The 20,839-nt window shown below is 68.2% G+C and carries 20 protein-coding genes; 1 reads left to right on the forward strand and 19 read right to left on the reverse strand.

The window, feature by feature from the left end:
- Positions 1–91: 91 nt before the first annotated feature.
- Positions 92–397, forward strand: coding sequence for a hypothetical protein (locus ABEA67_RS17700; protein ID WP_345467846.1), 306 nt, complete (start codon positions 92–94; stop codon positions 395–397).
- A gap of 12 nt (positions 398–409) precedes the next feature.
- Here the strand turns inward: ABEA67_RS17700 and ABEA67_RS17705 are convergent, their stop codons facing one another.
- The 19 genes from ABEA67_RS17705 to ABEA67_RS17795 all read right to left on the reverse strand — a co-directional run bounded on the left by ABEA67_RS17705 (position 410) and on the right by ABEA67_RS17795 (position 20,836).
- Positions 410–1,129 carry a hypothetical protein gene (locus ABEA67_RS17705; RefSeq protein ID WP_345467848.1) on the reverse strand — a complete coding sequence of 240 codons (720 nt, stop codon included), beginning with the start codon at positions 1,127–1,129 and terminating at the stop codon, positions 410–412.
- A gap of 98 nt (positions 1,130–1,227) precedes the next feature.
- Positions 1,228–1,518, reverse strand: coding sequence for a hypothetical protein (locus tag ABEA67_RS17710; RefSeq protein ID WP_345467850.1), 291 nt, complete (start codon positions 1,516–1,518; stop codon positions 1,228–1,230).
- Between the two features lie 191 nt (positions 1,519–1,709).
- Complete coding sequence (locus tag ABEA67_RS17715; RefSeq protein ID WP_345467852.1) at positions 1,710–2,105, reverse strand: hypothetical protein; 396 nt, start codon at positions 2,103–2,105, stop codon at positions 1,710–1,712.
- Entirely contained in the window at positions 2,102–2,845 is a 744-nt protein-coding gene (locus tag ABEA67_RS17720; protein ID WP_345467854.1) for a hypothetical protein, read from the reverse strand. Before ABEA67_RS17720 ends, ABEA67_RS17715 begins: the two co-directional genes overlap by 4 nt.
- A 69-nt stretch (positions 2,846–2,914) precedes the next feature.
- A complete protein-coding gene (locus ABEA67_RS17725; RefSeq protein ID WP_345467856.1) occupies positions 2,915–3,625 on the reverse strand; it encodes a M15 family metallopeptidase in 711 nt (236 codons plus the stop codon).
- Positions 3,622–3,984 (reverse strand): hypothetical protein, encoded by a 363-nt coding sequence (locus ABEA67_RS17730; RefSeq protein WP_345467857.1) that lies wholly within the window; start codon positions 3,982–3,984, stop codon positions 3,622–3,624. The genes ABEA67_RS17725 and ABEA67_RS17730 overlap by 4 nt, the downstream gene beginning before the upstream one ends.
- Complete coding sequence (locus ABEA67_RS17735; RefSeq protein ID WP_345467858.1) at positions 3,977–4,450, reverse strand: hypothetical protein; 474 nt, start codon at positions 4,448–4,450, stop codon at positions 3,977–3,979. Before ABEA67_RS17735 ends, ABEA67_RS17730 begins: the two co-directional genes overlap by 8 nt.
- Entirely contained in the window at positions 4,450–4,797 is a 348-nt protein-coding gene (locus tag ABEA67_RS17740) for a hypothetical protein (protein ID WP_345467859.1), read from the reverse strand. The genes ABEA67_RS17735 and ABEA67_RS17740 overlap by 1 nt, the downstream gene beginning before the upstream one ends.
- 92 nt (positions 4,798–4,889) lie before the next feature.
- Complete coding sequence (locus ABEA67_RS17745; protein WP_345467861.1) at positions 4,890–6,872, reverse strand: hypothetical protein; 1,983 nt, start codon at positions 6,870–6,872, stop codon at positions 4,890–4,892.
- Positions 6,869–7,663 (reverse strand): hypothetical protein, encoded by a 795-nt coding sequence (locus tag ABEA67_RS17750; RefSeq protein WP_345467863.1) that lies wholly within the window; start codon positions 7,661–7,663, stop codon positions 6,869–6,871. The genes ABEA67_RS17745 and ABEA67_RS17750 overlap by 4 nt, the downstream gene beginning before the upstream one ends.
- On the reverse strand, positions 7,660–9,612 hold the full coding sequence (locus ABEA67_RS17755; RefSeq protein ID WP_345467865.1) for a hypothetical protein: 1,953 nt from the start codon (positions 9,610–9,612) through the stop codon (positions 7,660–7,662). Before ABEA67_RS17755 ends, ABEA67_RS17750 begins: the two co-directional genes overlap by 4 nt.
- Before the next feature lie 11 nt (positions 9,613–9,623).
- Positions 9,624–17,696 carry a phage tail tape measure protein gene (locus ABEA67_RS17760; protein ID WP_345467867.1) on the reverse strand — a complete coding sequence of 2,691 codons (8,073 nt, stop codon included), beginning with the start codon at positions 17,694–17,696 and terminating at the stop codon, positions 9,624–9,626.
- A gap of 77 nt (positions 17,697–17,773) precedes the next feature.
- Positions 17,774–18,172, reverse strand: a complete 399-nt coding sequence (locus tag ABEA67_RS17765; RefSeq protein WP_345467869.1) for a hypothetical protein — start codon at positions 18,170–18,172, stop codon at positions 17,774–17,776.
- A 5-nt stretch (positions 18,173–18,177) separates the two neighbouring features.
- The gene (locus ABEA67_RS17770; protein ID WP_345467871.1) at positions 18,178–18,618 is read right to left on the reverse strand and encodes a hypothetical protein; all 441 of its coding nucleotides are present in this window, start codon (positions 18,616–18,618) and stop codon (positions 18,178–18,180) included.
- 17 nt (positions 18,619–18,635) lie between these two features.
- Positions 18,636–19,004 (reverse strand): hypothetical protein, encoded by a 369-nt coding sequence (locus ABEA67_RS17775; protein WP_345467872.1) that lies wholly within the window; start codon positions 19,002–19,004, stop codon positions 18,636–18,638.
- Positions 19,005–19,006: 2 nt separating this feature from the next.
- A complete protein-coding gene (locus ABEA67_RS17780) occupies positions 19,007–19,303 on the reverse strand; it encodes a hypothetical protein (protein WP_345467873.1) in 297 nt (98 codons plus the stop codon).
- A 7-nt stretch (positions 19,304–19,310) separates the two neighbouring features.
- Positions 19,311–20,036 carry a hypothetical protein gene (locus tag ABEA67_RS17785; RefSeq protein WP_345467874.1) on the reverse strand — a complete coding sequence of 242 codons (726 nt, stop codon included), beginning with the start codon at positions 20,034–20,036 and terminating at the stop codon, positions 19,311–19,313.
- Positions 20,033–20,416 carry a hypothetical protein gene (locus ABEA67_RS17790; protein ID WP_345467876.1) on the reverse strand — a complete coding sequence of 128 codons (384 nt, stop codon included), beginning with the start codon at positions 20,414–20,416 and terminating at the stop codon, positions 20,033–20,035. The genes ABEA67_RS17785 and ABEA67_RS17790 overlap by 4 nt, the downstream gene beginning before the upstream one ends.
- Before the next feature lie 42 nt (positions 20,417–20,458).
- Positions 20,459–20,836: a Rossmann-fold NAD(P)-binding domain-containing protein gene (locus ABEA67_RS17795; protein ID WP_345467878.1), complete on the reverse strand. Its 378-nt coding sequence runs from the start codon at positions 20,834–20,836 to the stop codon at positions 20,459–20,461.
- Between the last annotated feature and the right edge of the window lie 3 nt (positions 20,837–20,839).

Here is a 20,839-nt window from a genome sequence, read left to right on the forward strand (position 1 = left end):
TTCGCCACCAGGATGGATTTCCGGGCAGTCCGTCTGTGCGTCATGCCCCAGGCTAGCGCGCAGCCTGCCCTCCCCCTGCTAGCATTACGCCATGAACAAAAGAATTGTCGTGAAGTTTGTTCCACCCGCACCCGTGAAAGTTCCGAACGGCAAGAGCACCACGCGCACGCGGACCTGGCAGGTGGACAAGCTGATCGAGTTTCTGCGGGCGGGCCTGACCCCTCTCGTGCAGCAGGCCCACCCCGGCGTTGAGCTGGAAGTGGTGGAAGGCCGGGCGGCTGACGTGCGGTTCGACGGCTGGAAACCAGAGAAGCCGAGCGTGGTCCGGGAGCAGATTGGCGAGATGATTGGGACGGTCATGGAGGACCTGGAGGCCGAGGAGTACCTGAGCGCCTGAGTTGTCCGGGCCTCACTCCCCCTTGCCGTGGGCAGGCACCCCCAACGTCATGCGCCGCAACGTCACCGCACTCCGGCTGATGCCCCACCCCTCCGCCAGGTCGCCGTCGAAGGCGGTCCCCAACCGGGCGTCCATCTCGGGCGTCCACTTGATGTTGCGCGTGTCCTTGTAGCTCCGCTTTTTCAGGTGCCGCCGCCGGGTAGCCGCCAGCGTTTTGCTCACGCCCAGCGCCTGGGCGGCCTGCTCGTCCGGCATGGTGCCCAGCACGGCGTCCATCTCCGGCGTCCACGTTACGGCGTGCGGGTGGGGCTGGCGCTCGGCCATGCCTACGGCGATGCTCTCCCGCATCCGGGTCTGCGCCTCCGGCTCCAGCGCCTTCTGGCGGCCTTTGGCGGCCCGCTCGGGGGTGAGCTTGTCCACTACCAGTTCCCGGTAGAGCCGCTGCGTGCCGGGGTTGTTCTGCGCGTTCACGCCCAACGCCTTGCGCCAGCCCCAGACCGTCCCCTCGCTCACACCGAACGCCTCCTGGATGTCCTTCGCCGCCTCGGTTCGCACGGCGCGAGCCAGCGTCTCGGTGAGGATGAGCGAGTGCTTGCCGGTCTTGCGGCGATAGGGCCAGGGGATAGGGGCGTTGGTGTACCCACCCACCTGCACGCGGCCGAGCAGCACGTCATCCAGCCAGTCGCCTGGCTGGACGCTGGGGATGGGATAGCGGGTGGGGTCGAGTGGCATACTGGGGACCTCCTGGACAACTGGGAGAGGATTGAAGCGCATCACTCCTGATGCAAGAACCGCCCCGACTTGGTTGCCGGGGCGGTTCGCCTTTGGGCCTACTCTTCGGTCTCTTCGCCATCCTCGTTGTATCGGGTGCCATCGTCGGTGGTCAGGATCTCGCCGTCCCAATCGCCCCACTCGCTGTCACCACCGAAGCACACTGCACCGCGTCCGTTGGGCCAGCGGGTCATCTGGCCGCGCTGCCCGCCCGTGTAGAGAATGCCCCAGGTTTCGCAGCCCGTCTCCAGTTCGGTGCCTTGGTCGAGGGGCAGCATCTCTCGGGCGTCTTTGATGTTCTCGGCGGTCACGATGTTGCGGTGGTAGGGGGTGTGCGTGTAGTTCGTCATCTTCATCACTCCTGGTCGGCTTCGGGATGTGGATTTTGGTTGCTCCCTCGCCTGAAACAAAGATACAACGTGTGACGTGATATGTCAACACATAGTGTCAGACTTGCCCAATCTCCATTTTTAACCACAAAAAGCCCCCGCGCCGCCAGCAGGGAGCCGGGGCGCGGGGGCAGAGAGGGGTGAGTTGTCCGTTACTTCAGCCAGACCAGCACGGGGCGTGCGCCCACGCTCTCGCGGTAGGCCAGCACGCCCGCGTCGAGCACGGTGCCCGCCAGCGTCACGCGCACCTGCTGCCCGGCGGGCACGTTCGGCAGGTTGCAGGTGAACTGGGTCCGCGCAGCGTTCGTGCGGCACCAGGTTGCCGCCGCCGCGTCGGGCGTCAGCCCTGTCCCCAGCGCCGTAAGGGCAGGGCCGTCCCCGGCCCGGCTGGGGTCGCCGGTCAGGGCGTCGGGGCCGGGATTGGCGAGCACCAGGCTGCCGTTCTCACGGGTGAGGGTTGCGTGTTCGTTCGGCTGCGCGAGTTGCGCCACCGGGGCGCACGAGGCGAGTCCCAGCCCCGCCACCAGAAAGAGCAACATCTTCTTCACAGCAGGCCTCCCTGTTTCAGTTCGAGAATCACGCCCAGGACGCGGTTGCGGCTGTCCGCGCTGAGATGCGCGTCCCCGTCCAGCAGGTCGGGGGCCACCACCGCCAGCCGCCCGCCAATCCGCAGCAGCCGCGCCGGGGTGGGTTGCAGCCCCGCCTGACTCAGCAGGCTCTCCAGCAGCGCGTCCAGCGTCAGCGCCAGGGTGCCCCCGCCCAGCAGCCCGCGGGCCGCGCCCGGCGTGGTGTCCAGCCCCGGAATGACCTCCAGCCCCGATGCGGGCGGCGCGCCCCGCACCTCCGGCGGGGTGACCACCTCGCCCACCACGACCGGCACGGGGTCCGGGAGGCCCGCCGGGGCGAGCGCATTGCCCTTGGCGTTGCTGAACACGCGGGTGATGTAGTCGCCGTTGGCCTTGACGAACGCTACCAGCGCTACCAGCAGCGCCCCTCCCAGGTTCAGGCCACCCCGCGTCGCGGCTGCCTGGGCGAGGGCGAACCCCAGCGCCACCAGCAGGCTCAGCACGGCGCTGACGGCGACGGTCGTGGGGCCGGTCGTGCGCCCCAGCTTCTTGGCGATGCTGGTCAGCGGCTGCACCAGCACCGCACTCAGCAGGCCGATCAGGACCGCGACCACGCCCTGATACTCGGCCGGGATGCCGCTGGGCAGGTCTGTCCCCTGCGCGAGGGCCAGCCCCGTCCCCAGCACCAGCACCGACAACGTGAACAACGACAGTTTCCGCATTTCCCACCTCCGGGAACGAAAGCGGGCGGCCCCGTGAGGGAACCGCCCTGGCGAGTGGCCGACTTGCTGTCAGGTCTTCGCGCGGTCGAGTTGCAGCGCGCCGTCCTGATAGACGGTGAGGATGGACGTGCCCACCTGCACCCGGCCGTCCTCCAGCCGGGTGATGAGCTGCCCGCCGTACACCACGGCCGGAACGTCCATCGTGGTGTTTTTCCCATCCTGGCCGCGCAGGAACACGCGGCGACGGGTGGTGCTGGCGGGCGTGGTACTCGGGGGGCGGGCCGCCGTCACCGGCGCATCCCGGAGGGGCCAGATGCTCCCCACGATGACGTTGGCGCGGATGCCGTGGGCGGCGGCCCAGACGCTGCCGCTGATGTTCTGCTTCGGGCCGTTCACGCCCGCGAGCTGGAGGTGCGGGCGCTCCCAGGGAAACGTCTCCAGCCCGTACCTCGCGGGCGGCACCGCGGCGTAGATGGCGTTGTAGGTCGCGTGGCTCCAGTCCTGCACCCACCGCTCCCCCACCAGTCGCAGCGGCACCCAGTCGGCCGCCAGGCCGTACTCGTGCGAGGAGTCGAGCGTATAGGTGACGACCGGGCCGGGCCGGGTGCGGCCCTGGGCGTAGAGCCAGGCCTGCCGCTCGGCGGTCCGGAAGGTCTCGTAGACGCAGACCTCTATTCCTCGCGGCTTGCCCCAGGCACGGGCGTCGGCCAGCCAGTGTTCGAGGGGTGTGCGGTAGAGCTGGTGGAGGTGGTTGGGGTCACGGTCCTGTGCGGTGCTCATGGCTCTCCTTTGAGGTCAGGGTCCGGCGGCCAGACGGTGCGCGGCTGGCAGTCGTGGAGCTGCTCCAGGAACTCGACCCGGATGCGCGCCTGGTCGCGCTGGTAGCGCATGGTGTGGACGGTGTGCAGGGTCTCCTCCAGCTCGGCGGCCAGCGTGTCGAACTTCGCCTGGAGGGCGTCGAGTTGCGTGCGCATCTGCGCAACCTGGGCAGTCAGGTCCGCCTTCTGGGCGTCCCCCACCTTCCCGCCCCGCACCTCGCGCACCAGCATGGCGAGGCCGTAGAACACGGCGATGATGATGGCCGCCGGGCCGCCCTTCGTGACCAGGCCGATGAGTTGGGTCACGTCCACGTTATCCATCCCGCCCCTCGTCGGACTCGACGCGGGCCAGCCATCTCAGCCAGCGTGGAGGGCGCTCCACCAGCCGTCCCCACCAGCCCGTGCCCTGCGCCCAGGCGACGGCCGCGCGGGCAAGCAGCAGCCCGCTGACGGCCGCCAGGATGCTGTAGGTCATGACGGCGCTGGTGATGCCCACCCCGGCCCCGAAGGAGGCCCCCGCCGCCAGCAGGTACAGCCCCGTCAGCGCATGGGCGAGGACCCGCAGCCCACCGCCGCGGGGCATGACCAGCAGCAGCACCCCGTTCAGCAGGCTCCACCAGCCCCACCAGGCCCAGGGCATGAAATCGTCGAAGCGCTGGTAGGACGGCAGGAACTCGGGCAGGAAGGGCCGGTGGTACACGCTGAAGGCCCAGCCCAGCATGATGACGGCCAGGATGTTGCTGGGATTCAGGGGGTCCCAGCGGCTGAACAGATAGTGCCGCTCCATCACCGCACCCCCAGCCGCCGCCACGTCCGGTCGTCCAGGGTGTAGGTGAGGCGGTGCGTGAACAGCCACACGCGCATCACCTGCCCTACCGGGATGACGTTTGGCTGGCCGATGACGCTGCCGGACAGGGCGTTTTCCTTGCGGACCTTCACGGGGCGGGTGCAGCCGGGTGCAGCACGGACAACGGCCTGATACCCGACGCCGACGATGCGGTCACGGAAGGCGATGGGCGTGCAGTATTTGCCTGTGGGCGGCGAGAGGGTGAGGGGCATGGCGGCCGTGAGGGCCGCCGCCGGAAGCAGCAGTGCCGCCCCTATCAGCAGGGCGGCGCGTCGGTTATGGGCCATGTGGCCTCCAATCTCCCGGCGGTGAAACGAAGCCGCCTCAGGCCGGGTGCTGGGGCGGGGGTGGGCCGATAACGGGCCGATGCTGTGTGGTATCAACTCTCAATCAACCCGTGCGCTCGCATGACCGCCAGGATGGCGTTAATGGCGCGTTTGTTGTCGGCCGCACTACCGTCGCTGTCGGGGATGGCAGCCTGTTGCTCGCCTACCACCTGTTTACCATTGGCCCAAAACGCCGTGCCACGCACGTTGCCGTCAAAAATCGTAGCCAGCGCATTGCAATGCAGCACGCCCGCCTCGCCCGGTGCGGCAAACAGGTCCACGTTGTTGCCCAGCCCGAGGCGGGTTTCCGCTGCCGTGACGTTCAGTCGGAACGCCTGCCGCCCCGCCGCATCCTGATAGAGCGCGGCCAGTCCGTTCCGTTTGCTGTGGTAGGTCGCGGTGGTGATGCCTGCGCCCTGCCCGGAGTACCCGAACGCCCCCGTCGTCGGCTGTGCCAGGAAAGCGGCCTCGGTTGTTTTGCCCGTGGCCGCGAATCCGTAGGTGTGCTGCCCGCTCGCCCCGAACGCGATGGGGGAGCGCGACTCATCCTCGAACCCCACCTGCGGCGACTGGGCCGGGATGCCCTCCGCGCCCGGCTGGTGCTGCACTGCATAGCCAGACTTGTGGCCCCCCAGCACCCGCATCCCGTGGTAGTTGTCCCCGCCCACATCCCAGCCGATGAAGCCACGCTCGCCTTTGTTGTACGTGCCGCCGCCGTACATGTGGACGCGGGTTTTCTCGTCCTCAGCGGGGTCGTAGCCACGTTTGAAATTGAACGTGGTGATTTCCTGGCCGTAGGCCACCGTCGCCATGCTGTCCGGCCTGAGCCAGGCGGTTACGTTCTGCCCCCACATGGCCGTCTGCGGATTGACCGAGACGGCCATGCCGTTCGCGGGGACGCCCGCCTGCCCGGTCCCGGTACTGGTCCACTGCGTCACCGTCAGGGTCTGGGCCTGAGCGTCCCAGCCGGTGAGCAACCCGCCCCATTTCGGGCTGTGGGTGGTGTCCACCCACATGCCCACGCGCAGGCGGCTGTAATCCACCCCCGGCGCTTTCGCACCTGTCGTGGTGTAGGTGGTCTGCGCCGCCGTGCTGAGGTTGGCCGCCCGGCCTTCGATGCCGACATACAGCGCCGCCGTGTCTCTGGCTGGGTAGCTCGCGGCGTCGGCGGGGCTGTTCAGGCCCAGGATGCGGGTTTCGGGGTCGGGGAGGTCGCTGGCGATGATGCTCACGACAGTGGCGTTCTCGCGCAGGCCGTAGGGGTCCCGGTGGATTTTGAGGCCCCGGTCGGTGTAGTGCATCAGGTCAGGGTCGCGCTCCGGCACGCCGAGGGGGCCGTTCGGGATGGACGGCAGGCGGCGGTAGTCGGTGAGTCCAGCCAGGGCAGGTTGTTTGTCCAGCACCTCGGAGCGCCCCGGTAGCCCCTGGCCCCGCTCCACCCACGCTCCGCTCACGCGCTCCAGGCGCACGAGGCCGCCCTCAGCGGTGCGTTTCGCGCCCCGCGTGCCGTCCGGCGCGGCGGGCGGGTCAGCAGTTGTCTCGCTGATATGCGCGGGGTTGATGCCGGTCGTCGCCAGCGCCTCAGCCGCACTCTGCGCGGTATCGGCCAGCGCCTGCCGCGTCTCCGCATGCAGCACCTCCCCCTCATCAAGCATGGTCCCCAGGGCGCGGAGCTGGTCCGGCTGGGCTACCTGCGCCCGCCCCGCCAGCAGGGCCGCGTTGATGTCCAGCACGCCCGCCGCCGTCTCGACCGGCAGGAAAGTGCGGGTGAGCACCACCTCCCCGTCCTGTTGCACCGTCAGGGTCATGCGCGGCGGCGTGTCGTGTTGGCCGGGGACGGCGGCGGCCTCCACGTAGTCACCCACCCCGTCCGGGCCGCGCAACTCGCCGTCCAGGTCGTACACGCCGATGTCCATCCCCGAGGCCCGCCCCAGGCCGTGGCTGCCCATCGGCCCCGAGCCGCCCTCGCTCTCAAAGTGCGCCGTGAAGCGGGCAGCGCTCCCCCGGCGGTCAATGCGGTGCTTGTAAACGGTCAAAGGATTCCCTCCTGCCAGGTCACGCGGGCGGTCGCACCCGGCGCGGTGATGGTGATGGTGCGGTTGCGCGGGGTGAGCTGCGGCTGCGGCCCGTAGAGGCTCACGCCGCGCTCCACTCCGGCCAGCAGGCACAGGCCTGCCCCGTCCAGCTCGTCTATCCGCAGCGTCTGTCCGGGCGGGATGGTCCCCCGCCAGGTGGTGCGCCCCAGCGCCGCGTCGATGGTCGGGTCCACCACGGCGGTCTGCCCGGCGGTGATGTCCACCCGCAGGTCACACGGAGCCTGCCCCCCGATGGGGAGGGTCTGCGGCGACCCGACCGGCACCGGCTGGGAGCGGGGCGAGCGGAAGCGGTAGGCACTACCCGGCGCGAAGTTGGCCTTCACGGTGCCGCCCAGGGCCGCCGCGCCCCGCCAGGTGCGGTCGATGCCGGTGAAACGGGCGATGGGCAGTGTCAGCGCCCCCTCCTGCACGTAGCGGCAGCGCACGGCGGCGTCGGCCACCTGGCTCATCAGCCCCTGAATACCGGGGTGCGTTCCGGCCCAGACCCCCACCACCACGCCGTACTCGCTGCCGGGCAGCACGATGTCGTACCCCGCGTACACCTGCGCCCCGGTGTTCGGCACGGCCACCACCTGCCCGCCGGGTTTCAGGCTGTGAAGATTCTGCTCCAGCACGCGCACCTCCTGCTCGCCCGTCACCTTCAGCAGGCTGAACAGCGGCTGGCGGTCCTCGTCGAGCCAGATGAGCGGGGCCTTCTCTTCCTCGACCGGCAGCGCGGCAGGCAGCTTCATCCCGCCCTCCGCACGTCGCGCTCGACGCGCTCGATGGCCCCGGCCAGGGCGTCGGCGTCGTCGCGCGGCCAGGGAGTGCCGCACTCGACCGTCTTCTGCCTCTCCCCCAGGTGGTAGGTCGCTTTCTGCACGTCCAGCTCCATGTCGCCCCCCGGCGTATCAAAGCGGGCCTGCCCGCCCACGTCCAGCGGGTCGAGGTTGCGGATGGTGCCGGTCCAGACCCGCGCGGGCTGGGTGCGGTTGCGCAGCAGGCCGTGGGCGTAGCTGGCGAGGCCCGCCTCGTCGGTGAGCCGCAGGCCCACCCAGCCGATCTGTGCCGGGTCGCCGCTGACGGTTACGCCGTCCACCCGCACGTCTGCCGGGAGTGTCCACACGCGCCGACCCGTCTCCGGGTCGTCCTCAGCTCGCGTCAGGGTCGCCCGCGCCGTCGTCAGGCTGTCGTACACGCTGACCCCAGTCACATGTGCGTCGGTCACCACCTGGTCTCCTGAGCGCCACTGGTAGTAGAGCGGCAGGTGCAGGCTGGCCGACTGGGGCAGCAGCATGGCAGGAGCCGCCAGCCGCAGGTTGTAGGCGTCGGCGGGGACGATATATTCGTTCTCCACGAATTGCACGTTCGTGGGTTCGACCGCCGCCGCTGCCGCCCGGACCATCACGAATCTGTCCTCCGTGGTCGGCGTGGAGCCGCTGTAGCCCGGAGGGATAGCCCGCAGGTCAAACCCGGTGGGATATGCGCCGTGTGCCGCGCGGTACGCCTGGAGGTCGTCGGGGTGATAGCGGAGCATGATCCCGGCAGACGCGCCCAGCATCGTATGCGTCCATGTGGCCGCGCCAGGCGTGGTGTTGCTGTAGATCGTCGTGGTGCCGTCCTGGGCGACCAGTTGCAGTCGCAGTTCGGCAGGGATGGGACTGGTCGTCAGTTGCGCCTGCACCCGCGTCCTAAACGTGTACGCCTCCTGTCCTGCCGCCCGGAGTTGCAACTCTGCCCCGCTCAGCACCGCTGTATCCCAGGCGATACCATCGCCCAGGTGCCCCGTCCAGGCGGGGTTCATGGCATCGAGCCTCGTCTCCCGATACACGCTCAGACCCGCGTTCTCGCCGGGATACGTCATGGCGCTGCCCACTCTGACCGACTGCCCCGCGTAGGGGTTGAGCTGCGTCGTGGTCACACTTGCGGGCAAGCTCTCCACCGCCCATGCCTCCTGCCGGTAGACGGCCACCTCCAGTGTCAGCCGCTGCTCGAAGACGGCCTCCTCCCCCGAGGGCTTGGTGTACTTGAACCGCACGCAGTTGGCGTAGTTGTCCACCCGCCCCGGCGGACGCTCGCTGCGGCTGCGCGGAAAGCGCACCATCACCGTATCGGAGTCCGGCACCACCTGAAGGCGGGCGCGGGCATCCACCCCGGCCACCCCGCCGGGCAGCGCGGGCAAGAGGGCATCTAGCGTGTCCCCCAGCAGCTCGAAGGGGTTCACGCTGCGGAAGCGGGCGCGGTAGTCCGGAACATCCCCGACCGCCACCGGCCCCAGCCCGCAGCGGGCCAGCACGGCCAGCAGGTAGGGGCGCAGGAAGTCCTCCAGCGGCTGCACCACGCCGCCCACGAGATCCCCGTGCCATGCGGCCTTGCGGATGCGGTCGGTGAGGGCCTGGCAGGTGATGTCCCCCTCGCCCGCCTCCCAGGGTTCGTTCACGGCCTCGCCCAGATAGCGCGGATTGTCCGCCGGGTCGCCCGGCAGGCAGAGGTCCCCGGCCAGGTACACCCGCACCCAGTCGCGCGGTGCGAAGTCCGGGGGGGCGGAAAAGCGCAACGTGCCTGCCCCGCACAGGTTGCCGCGCAGAATCTCGAAGGTGGAACCGGCGGGCAGGAAGGCGACCTGCCCGTCCCGGTAGCGTGTTTTGGCCCGGTACGTCGCGTGGGGGAGCGCGCCGGGCCGGCTGATGGTGATGAGCATGCGTCTCCTCTCTAGCGGGTGAGGCGGCCCTGCAGGGTGGGGCTGCGGCCGGGCAGGTACTGGCCCACGTCGATGCGGGTCGTCTGCTGGAACTGGGCCTGTTTGGTGGCGTCGGTGTTCTCGCGGGTGGCCGCCGTGTTCTCCTTCAGCTCGCTCCTCACGTCCGCCCAGAGGGGGGCGAGGCCGTCAAACAGCGGCTTGAGGGTGGTTCCCGCCGTGGTGACGCCCGCCCGCAGGTCCGTCAGGGCGGCCAGCGCCTCCGCCGAGTTGCCCGCCCCCAGCGCCAGCCGGTAGCGCTCAGCCAGGGGGAGCAGTTGCGCGGTCATCACGCGGGTGATTTCCGCCTCGACGATGGCCTGCACGGTCGCCTTGGCGAGGTTGCCCTTCCAGTTGTTCAAGAAGCTGGAGAAGTCGGCCTTGTCCAGCCCGTCCATGAAGGCCGAAACGCCGGTGCTGGCCCAGGAGTTCAGCAGGCCACGCGCCTGCTCGGCCTGCTGGCGCTGGTGGTCGAGCTGGGTTGCGTCGAGCTGGCTCTGCGCGTCCCTTCTCGCCAGGGCGTACTTCTCGCGGACGGCCTCCTTCATTTCCTCGGTCAGCTCGGTGCTGGCGAGGTCGGCGGCCTCCTCTGCGTCAATCCGCTTGAGCGCCAGCTCCAGGCGGCGCTGGGCGTAGGCCTGCTGGAGCTGCCACTTCTCTTCTTCCGTGCTTGCCGAGGCGAGGGCCAGCCGTTCCTCGATGCCCAGCGCGGTTTCCGCGTTGTTCATGCGGAGGTCCCGGAGGTCCTTCGCCTGCTGCTCGGCCCGGCGCTTGGCGGCGGCTGCGGCGTCGGCCTGAGCCTGCTGGGTCTGGAGGTCGTACTGCTGCTGGATCAGGGCAATCTGCTCAGCGGTCAGCCCCTCGGCGGCCAGCGCGGCCTCCATTTCGAGCCGGATGCGCTCCAGTGCGAGCCGGAGCTTCTCCTGCTCGTATTCCTCGGTGGAGCGCAGGCCCTGGGTGTGCAGCAATTCGTTGGTCTGCTCCTCGATGGTGAGGCGCTGACCGGCGAGTTCGCGGGCCTGCTGCGCGATGGCCTCGGGACTGTAGCGCCCGGTGCCGTTGGCGCGGTCGAGGGCATCGAGCTGGGCGGCCAGCTCTTTGGCGGCCTCGGTGGTCGCCTGGGTCTGCTGGTAGATGCGCTGGGAGGCCGCCTCAATCTGCGCGGGGTCGTGGGTTTTCCAGGCGTCCGTGAATCCTTTGATGGCGTCGGCATACTCGTTTTTCCGGGCAGGGTCGTTCAGGAACCCCTGCACCAGCGCGTCCTTGATGCCGGCCGTCAGTTCAGTGTTCAGGGCCTTGGCGAAGTCCTCCATGTTGCCGGTCTTCAGGTAGGCGTCGAACCCGTTGCTGATGCCGGTCGAGATGTGAGAGGCAAGGGACTGCGCGATGGGCAGGCCAATCTTGTCAATCTCATTGACCACCTGGGGGCCGCCGCCGAACCAGTCCGCGAAGAAGCCCCGGCTGCGGATGCTCACCTTCTGGTAGTCCGTGGCGTTCAGCAGCGGGTTGGCCTGGGCGAACTCGGCCTTGAGCCGCGCCACCTCCGCCTGGGCTTTTTTGAACCCGGCGATAGCGTCCGCGATGCTGGACACCACGTTCACGACCAGCTTCACCCAGGCCCCGATGTCAGCGGGATTGGCAATCACCGCCATCACGTCCGAAATCAGGCTCTGGAGCTTCTGGGCCGCGTTCGCCACCCCTTCGAGGTTGGCCGCGAGGTCCTTCCAGGGCGTCTGGAGCTTCTCGCCCGTCAGGCTGTCGTATTCCTCCTCCGTCTCGCCGATGGCCCCGGCGAGCTTGCCGAACGCGCCCGCGATGTCCACCACGTAGCCGAGGTAGGTCTGCACCTTCCCCAGCTTTTGCAGCACCGCCGCCACGGCGGGGTCCATCGCGTGCAGGCTGTCGGCCAGCTCGCGGAACTGCTGCGCCAGGGCCGGGTTGCCCGCCGCCTGCGCCGCGTCCGCCATCTCGCGCAGCTTGCCCGCCTGCCCGTACAGGGCCTCCGTGAACTGCTGGGCGTTGATTTTCCCGCTGGCGAAATCCTCCCCGAGTTGCTGGATGTTCTGCTGCCACCCGCTGACGCCCCCGCCCCCCTGCGCCCGAGCGAGGTCGTTTTCCGCGTCCTCCACCGCGCGCAGGGCGGCCGCGTAGCCCTCGGCCTCGGGCACCATCTTCGCCAGGGCCGCTTTTGCCGCCGTTACGCGGGCTTGCAGGGCCGCGACCAGCTCCCCCTGCCCCGAGAGGCCGTAGGAGCGGGCCACGGTGCGGCGGGCGGCCTCCACCCGGTCGTCGGCGTTCTTCTGCTCCAGGGTGCGGCGGTCGGCGGCCCCCTGGTTGGCAATCTGGGTGAGTTGAGCTTGCAGCGCCTTTTCCGCCGCGATGTATTCCGGCGCGCCCTCCTTCATGCCCCGCGTGCGGCGGGCAAACTCGTCCCGCGCGCCCTGCTCGGCCTGGGCCTGCCGCTCGGCCAGGTAGCCCTCGGCAGAGACGGTGCCCAGCCGGCGACGCTCCTCCAGGTCTTCCGCCTCCTGCGAACGCTGGGCCTGGAGCGTCTCGTCAGCTATCTGCCAGGTGAGTTGCTGGGTGGCCCGCAGCCCCTCTGCCGTGATATCTCCCAGACGCCGCTGGTGTTCGGCTTCGGCGAGTTCCAGCGCCTTACCGGTCTTGCCCTGAATGTCCAGGCGGTAGCGGGCGTTCTCCTGTTCGGTCAGGACGACGTGGCGCTGGTCGATATAGTTCTGGCCGCCAATGCCGCCCGATTCCTTGAGACGGTCGAGATTGGCAAGGCGTACCTCATACATCATGTCGCGTAGGCGCTGCGCCGCATCTACCTCGCTGTTCAGATAGGTGATGGCCTGCTCAGCCATCTGCTTCAGGGCCGGGTCGGTGGCCGTGTCACGGATGCGTTCCAGTTCGGGCAGCAGCCGGGTCTTCAGGGTGTCGGAGTAGCCTTCCGCCTTGCTGTCCAGCCCGTCAAACTGTGTCAACACCGCCCCGAGCGCGGCATAGCCCTTGCTCTGATCCAGATTCAGGGTCAGTCCCGCCTGCACCGTCTCGCGCAGGGCGGCCCAGTCCTCGTCATCCCCCATCCCGTCGAGCATCCCGCGCAGGGCAGATTCTCCTAATGTGGCAAAGTCCTCCGGGGTCAGTTTGTCCAGCTCGCCCCGAAAGCGGTCGCGGCCCTCCTCGCCCAGCTCGGTCCAGAACCGCTCCCCGAAGAAGCTGTTCCCCTCCCCGCTCAGGTAGTCGCTCAGCCGCATGACGCCGCCCTTGCCCAAAGCACGCACGGTGTCACGGTCGGTAAAGGTCTTGTCATCGCTGGCGGCATCAGCGGCATGTTCAATGGCCTCCGCCGCCTGCTCTGCCTGTTCGGTGATGTAGCGCAGGAAGTTGCCTGCCCGTTCCAGCGCTCCCTTGTCCAGCGAGGCGTTCAGGTGGTCAATCGCGCCCGTGAGGATGCTCACCGCCTCCCCAACCACCTCACCACGCCCAGCGGCCTCCATCACATCATCCAGCGCGGTGTTCAGGGTGGCGAGTGCCCCATCCCGGTCCCCCAGGTCATCCAGGGTGCCCGCGAGGTCTATGGCATGTTGTGCAGCGTTCTCCTGCGCCTGCCCGCTGGCCTCCATCTGGTCATCCAGATCCGAGAGGTGCTGGCGGTATTCGTCGGCCCCCTTCCCGGCCTGAATGGTGGCCCAGGCACTGCGGCGTGCGCCCTCCACGAAGGCGTTCTGAGTCAGCCCCGCCTCCTCGGCAGAGCGACCCAGGGCATTGAACGATTTCACCGCCTCCTGCTGGGCCTCCTCGTCAAACGTTCCAGCTTGCACCTTCTGCCGGATGGTTTCGGCCAGTCGGCTGTACTCGTCCCGCAGACTCCGCACCTTGTCGGTTTCGGTGCGTTGCGCCTCCCGCACCGCCTGCACGGCAGTCTGCTGGCTGCTGCTGACAGCCAAGGAGTAGGCGCGGTAGGCGTTGCTGAGCTTGCCCAGGTACTCCGTCTGTGCGGCGGCTTCCAGAGCCTCCCGCTGGGTTGCCGTGGCATTTTTCGGGATGGCGTCGAGCCGGGCCTGCTTCTCTTCTGCCGCCTGCCGCTTGGCGGCTATCAGGCGGGTGGTGGCCGCTTTCTGTTCCTGGGCCTGAATCGCCCCAGCCGTTTCTCTTTCAATCTGGAGGAGCTGCGCGGCGTTGCCTTTGGCAGCGTTGATGCGGGCCTGCCGGTTGTTTCGCAGACGGGTCAGCGCGTCCTCTTCGGCTTGTACCTGGGCCTGCCGCTGGGCCTGATTCATCCCGGCGAGCTGTTGGGTGACCTGCTTTTCCGTCTGGACGCGCTGATCTGCCACCTGCTTGTTCTTGGCCTGGACAGCCGCAGTGGCGCTGTTGATGCGCTCGGCAGAGGCGCCGTGAAGGGCGGCGAGCTGGGTATCGAAGGTCTTGCCCGCGTTGGCGACGGCGGTGGTTTCCGTCTCCGCGATCTTCTTCAGCAGGTCGGCGGGTTCCTTGCCCTTGCCGTATTCCCTGGTCAGTTCCGCCCGCTGCTTGTTGGCGGTGGCGTGGGCGGCGTCCTCGGCCTGCTTGCGCTCCAGTTCCAGCACGCGCTTCTGGGCGGCGAGAATCTGGGGACCGAGCTGCTGCTCGACCCGCAGGCGGTCGGCGGCGCTGCTCTTGTGGGCGGCGAGTTCGGTGTCGAGGCTCTGCTTCAGGCGGGCCGCATTCGCCTTCGCGCTTTCGAGGTTGCCCGCCGCGATGTCGGCATTCAGCTTGCGTTCCAGCTCGCGGCGCTGGTCGGCCCGCTGCTGGGCCTCGCGGGCGGCTTGGGCTTGGTCGCGGGCGGCTTGCTCGGTGTCGCGCCTGGCCTGCTCGCTGTTCTGCTGCCGGACCTTGTACGCCGCCCCTTCAGCGTCAAAGACGGCTTTTTTCGCCTTGCTCTCGCCCACCCAGGCATCCACCCTGGCCTGGGCGGCGCGAACGGCCTCGGCGCTCCCGCTCCCCTCGGCTTTTTGCAGGTCCTTGTAGAGCCTCAGCGCGTCTGTGCCGTACTTTTTCAGGTCGGCGGCGGTGGCCTGATAGGTGCCGCTGGTCTTGACCCCCTCCTTCTGGATGGCCGCCAGGGCCTCCGCGTTGCTGTCGCTGGCCTCCTTGAACTTGTTCAGCTCGCGCGTGGCCTTGATGACGGCCTGGGTGAGGGGGACGCTCTTGGGGTCCTTTTTGAGGGCCTCCTGCGCCCTTTCCAGCGCGGCGGCGAGCTGCTGAGCCTTGACGATCTGGGCGGCGGTAACGGGAGTGTCTTTGGGGGGAGGGGGGGTGGTGGTGCTGGCCCCATCCCGCTTTCCATACCCGCTGTTGGAAAAGGCCCCCTCTGCCTCGGCGCCCGCGAATTGGAGGCCCGTGGGATTGACAGGCTTCGCGCTGCCCGCTGCATACCCCATCAGGTGCAGGTGGGGGAAGCTGCCCGCTGTCGTCCCCGTATTGCCCACGGTGCCGATACGGGCGCCCTGAGCAACGGCAATGGCCTTTTTGCCGCCCTCTGTCAGCGCCTTGACGACCTCGGCGTCAAACGCGTCCAGATGAAGACCGACCAGCTTATTGCCAGCGGAATCCACCAACTCAAAGATTTTCCCGTTCTTGGCATCCTGCCGAAAAGACAGCGTGCCCGCGAAGGGGGCAAGGATGGGGGTGCCGCGTGGGGCACCATAGTCAATGCCGTTATGGGTGGCGTCAGCTCTTACCGCCCCATCGTGCTTGTAGTTCGCGCCACTCACGCCGAAGTCGTTAAGGACGCGTCGCCCGCCCAGGCCGAGGAGGGCGACCAGGGCAGCGCCGGAAATGGGGGCGCCCGAGGCCTGGCCTCCATAGTCCCCGCCGAAGCGCGGCCCCTGTACGCCCGAAGGGAGGGCCGCCTTCCCGTTGGCGAGGTTGTAGGCCGTCGCGTCTGCCCTGGCCTGCGCGAGCGCGGCCCTGGCGGCCACAATCTGAGCCTCCAATTCCTGGATTTCGCGCAGGGTGTTCGGAAGGCGGCGGTTCTTCCAGTCTTCACGCAGAGCGGCGGGGGCACGGTCTTCCCCGCTGATGATCCTTTGTCCGCCTGCCAGGTATTCCCGCTTGGCCGCCAGACTACTCTCCATCTGCGCGAGCGACTTTTCTGTGTACTGCACGTTCCGGGCGACGTTCCACCGCTCCAAGAACGTATTGATGCCCCCCAGCATCTCGTTCAGGTCGGCCATGATGCCCTTTTTGAAGGGGGCGAAGACCTCACCGACCCCAGCCCACAGGGCTTTCCAGTTGGCGTCAAGCTTGTCGCTTTCCTGCTTCAGGGTGCTGGCGATTTTGCCGTAAGCCTCAGCGGTGGCTCCCGCGCTCTTGGTCTGACCGTCGAGGGCTTCCTTGAACCGCCCGAACTCCCCACTTGCCAGCGAGGTCACGGCGGTCAGCGCACCCACGTCCCCGAATAGGCGGGCGCTGGCGGCGCTGTTGCCCTTTGTGGCCCGCTCCACTTCCTGGAGGAAGCCGAGCAGCCCCTTGCTCTTGAGCGCCTGAACGTCGAACTGGATGCCCAGGTCCTTCGCCATGTTCGCCGCCTGCTCGGATGGCTTGATGATGTTGGAGATCGCAGAACGCAGGTACTCGATAGAGCTGCTGGGACGGATGCCCTGCGCGGTCATGGCGGCGATGGCAGCCAGCACCTCATCCAGCCCGATCCCCGCCTGGGCCGCAACGGGTAGCACCATACCGAGGCTTGTGGCAAGCTGCTCGAAGGACATCTTGCCCTGATCCACGGCCCGGAACAGCATGTCGCTGACCTTCCCGGCATCGGAGGCCGTCATCTTGTAGGCGTTCAGGACGCTGGTCAGGACATCGGTGGCGACCGAGGCATCCGCCACGCCCGCCTTTGCCAGCATGGTCGCTTGACGCAGCAGGGCCATAGAGGCGGTCAGGTCCTCAGTCCCGGCGACCCCGGCCCCGAGGATGTCGTAGAGGCCCGCGTTGAGCTGCTGAAAGCTGGTCCCGGTTTCCGCGCTGAGTTTCAGCACAGCCCGCCCGGTGTTGCCCAGCTGCGCGGTGGTCTTGTCGGTCAGGGTGGCAACGCGCGCCAACCCTTCCTCGAATCGGGCGTATTCGTTCACAGCCTTGTTTGCCGCCGCGCCTGCCGCACCGACAGCAACGGCCAGTCCGCCAACCATCCCACCGGCCACAACTGCACCCGCGCCCAGGGAGGACACCGCGCCGCCTGCTGCGTTCGCGCCCCCCCGCAGGAGACTGGCTGCCCCGCTCGCCGCGCTCAGCCCCTGTCCCATTTGGAGGACGCGGGGGAGTGCCCCCTCTGCCGCGACGCGCACCTGCCCCAGCGCCTGTGCGATGCCTGTGACCTGGGAGGCCGCCGCCCCAATGCTGGGGGACATCTGCACAACCCCCCGGAAGCCCTGGAGGATGCCGGGAAGGGCGCCCTGGAGTGCTGTCACCACGTTCCCGGACAGGCCAGCAGGGTTCACGACGCCTGCGATGGTGTTGCCCTCACGCGCCAGGCGGGCGTGCATGTCCGCGAGCTGCTTGAGTTCACGCGTGGTGAAGTCCGCCCGCTCCCCCATCTCCCGGAGCTGATTGATGAGCTTCTGATTCTGGGCGTGGTAGGCCTGTTCGTCCTTCAGGCCGTCGTCAAACTCGGCGCGCAGGCGGGCCATGCTGAGCTTCACGCGGTCGATCTCCTCGCGTCGGGCCTGCATAGCCGTGCGGGCGACCTGGGCTGCCTCGCGGTCCGCTTGGGCAGAGAGGCGCGTGGTAACGGCAAGCTGAGCGAGTTCGGTGCGGGCTTTTGCGGCAGCAGCAGTCTGTTCGGCAGCAGTGGCTTTTGCGGCGGCTGCCTGCTCGCGGTAGCTCTGAAGCGTCACCTGAGATGCGGCCCGGAAGGCGGCCGTGTCGAGCTTGGCGACTGCGGCCGGGACCTCTACCCTGACTTGCTGCGCCTCCTTGCGCAGGGCCTGTAGGTCGCGCTGGAAGCCGGTGCGGTCAATGCCGCTTGTGGCGGTGAGTGAGCCGAGGGAGCGTCTAGTCATGTGATTACACCGCCTTTGCTTCAGGGCAAAAGGAAGCCGCCCTCAGGGGGCGGCGAAAAGGCTAAAAAGGGCTGGGGTTACTTGCGCTTAAATGCGACAAAACAAAAATCTGTCTTATCGAGATTGCGCTGATTGAAGAAGAACCAGACGCTGACTTCCTTTTTTGTTTCCTCAATAAGCCTGTACTGACTTGATTCGTCGCTAAGAGGCTTTAGCGCTCCATCCAGGGCAAGGGGAGCATTGGCATTGATGCGGTTTTGTACAAGGAGTTCCGCCATGTAGCGGGGGGCGGCAAACGAGTAGCCCCGCGTATAGCTGTCAAAGGTGGAGCCGAGGGCTTCTGCGTACCTGTCGCAAAGATTGGGGCCGTCAACCTTGTATGCCGCAAGTTCTTTCTCCACGCCCTGGGTGTAGGTGGTTTCGAGGGCATGGGCAGTTGCCGACAGCGCCAGAAGGCCAAGCAGGATTTTCTTCACGCCTCTCACCCTACCCCCGCCGCCGCCTCCAGTCGCCCGCAAATCCGGCACAGCGGCAATCCCTCCCGGCTCGCGGCCCAGCTCGACCAGCAAGGCCCCGCCAGCAACCCCAGCCCCAGCGCCTCCAGCACTCCGGCGGCCACCCCCGGCGCCACCGGATACGGCTGCTGCGGCGTGGGTAGCGCGGCCGCCACACTGCCGTCCACGCGCGTGAAGGGATTGGGCACGGCCAGCCCCTCGCCCTGCCGGATGACGGAATCGAAATACTCCTTACTGCCGCCCATCGCCCCGGCGGCGAGCTGCCCTGTCACCGTCGCACGGGCAAAGGCCCGCCGCTCCCCGTCCAGCCAGCGCTCGTACACCGACCAGAGTTGATCAAGGGGCGTGTCGTACCAGTCGCGGCGGGCGTCCACGTGGGCCTGGAGGTCAGCCAGCACCTGGGGCAAATCGGCCCGGACCTTATCTAGGGGCTGTCCGTCGCCCCCACCGGCTCCCCCTTGTCCCCCCTCATCAGGGAGTTGACCCAGGGGTAGAACAGGTCTGCGTTCAGCAGGTCGTGGACCTCCTCCACCGACTGTGGGCCTTTCGTGCCCAGCCGCTTGCAGAGCATGTGATACGCGGCCTCGCTTTCCAGCCAGCGCTTCTCCCGCAGGAAGTCCAGCATCTCGGCATCGTCCAGCCCCTCGGGGGTGGCGGTCGGGATGGCGTCAATCAGGTCAAGCTCCTTGTTGGAGAGCGCCAGATACGGCACCGGCACGCCGCCCAGGTCGTAGGCGAACTTGCGGTCGGGCTGCCCCAGCACCGCCAAGGCGGACTTCGTGCGGTCGGTCATGCTTAAAAGCCCTCCTGGGGCGTTCTCTTTTTGGGTGTGGTGTTCTTCAGGGTGATCGCCTCGTGCAGCCGGTGCCCCGCCGCGCATCTGTGCAGCCGGACGCGCAGGCCGCCGCGCTTCGTGCGCCATTCATCGCCAGCTTTCACCATCTCGCGCAGGGTTTCCGCGCGGGCTGTGATGGGATAAAGGGCGCTGTAGGCGGGAGCAGTGACCGCATCGGGGGCGACCTCGGGGGCGTAGAGAAGCAGAAGGGGCCGGGTGGCCCCCCTGCGTCCGAACGCGAGCAGCGTCGCGCTCATGCCCGCCTCAGCGCCCGATGAGCGTCCAGGCCGGGTTGGTCTCGTTCAGGTCCGCGTCGTACATGTCGCCGCTGAGGTTCATCGTGAACTCCCAGCGCTGGGACTGGTTCGGCGCGGCAGTGGGCTTCCCGGCCACGTTGACAGTGGCAAGGATGGCGTACCCATCGGCGGTCTTCAGCACGACGCGAACCTTGTTGTTGGGGCTGAGGCGGCGGCCCAGGTTCTTCAGCCGCGCGACCACCGGGTCCGTGATGCCCGCCACCGTGCGAACCGTCATGGTGAGGTCCTTGCCATTCACCACCCGGATGGGAGTGGTGCGGCCGTGCACGTTGATGGTTTCCTCGTTGCTGGGCATGTCGGGGTTGAACTGCTCGCCCAGCGGCACCTCGGTCAGCGTGCCTTCGGTCGTGGCCTGCGAATTCTGGGGCAGTGCCCCCGTCAGGGCAGCCACGGTGAGCTGGGTGGCCCCGGCGGCGGCGGGTTCCGTCACGGTGACCTGCACCCCGCCGAAGTCGAGGACGGCGTTGTCCGCGATGGGGGCGTTCAGCGCCGCCACGGTCAGGCTGGTGGCACCCGCGACCGCTGCGGCGGTCGTAGTGACAGTTGCGGGCATGCGGATCGCGTTCGCGTCCGCATCCACCAGGTAGAGGTGCCAGTCGTTGCCGCTGTAGGTGTTCGGCGTGTTGTCGGCGGGGAGGGCTTGGGGCAGCGGCTTCTGGGTAGGTCCGGTCATGGTGTGACTCCTTGCTGGTAGCGGATAAAGAAGCGGACGTGCGCGTAATGGGTCTGGGTGGCGGGGTCGAAGGTGGGCGGCAGGTCATCCCCACTGGTGCACTCGACGACCCGCAGGCCGGGATACCGGTCCACCTCGCGCGCCCGGCGGTGGAGCCAGGCGAGCAGGATGGAGAGCTGGTGTTTCCCGGCGGCGGTCGGGGCGGCCCCGTAGAGGCTGATCAGCACCGGCCGGATACGAACCTGCGCGCCGCCATGCGTGGTGACATCTGCACTGCCCCCCTGGTCCTGCGTCACGGCGTAGATGGTGCCCACGGGGGGGAGGGGGTTGGGCGGCGCGTTGCTCAGGACCTGCCCGGCGGCGTCGCGGCCCAGGCGCACACCGAGGTCATAGAGCAGGCCATCGATGGACTGCGAGATAGGTCACCTCCGGGGGGTCTGGCACGCCTCGGTGCAGGTGCGGATGGCGGCCGTGTTCTCGCGCAGGGCCTCCAGCAGCGCAGCGCAGCCACACCTCGGCGCATTGACCTCGATCCTGGTCGTCTGGCTGAACTCGGTATTCCGCAGAGGCGCGGCATTAGGTACCGCCCATTGCGCTCGCGGCCCGCCCACGACATAGATGCAGCCGTCCTCCTGGGCGGGGGTGCCCTCCCTGGCTTCCTCCTGTAGCGCGGCGAACGCTCGGGCATACCAGGCGCGGATCATGGTGATATCCACATGGTCAAGGCCTGGTGTCTGCAATTCCGACACCAGGCCCATCGCCAGAGCGCGGCTGCGCCGATCAAGCTCGCTCTTCTTCACGAA

Source organism: Deinococcus carri (genome assembly GCF_039545055.1).
GTDB lineage: Bacteria > Deinococcota > Deinococci > Deinococcales > Deinococcaceae > Deinococcus > Deinococcus carri.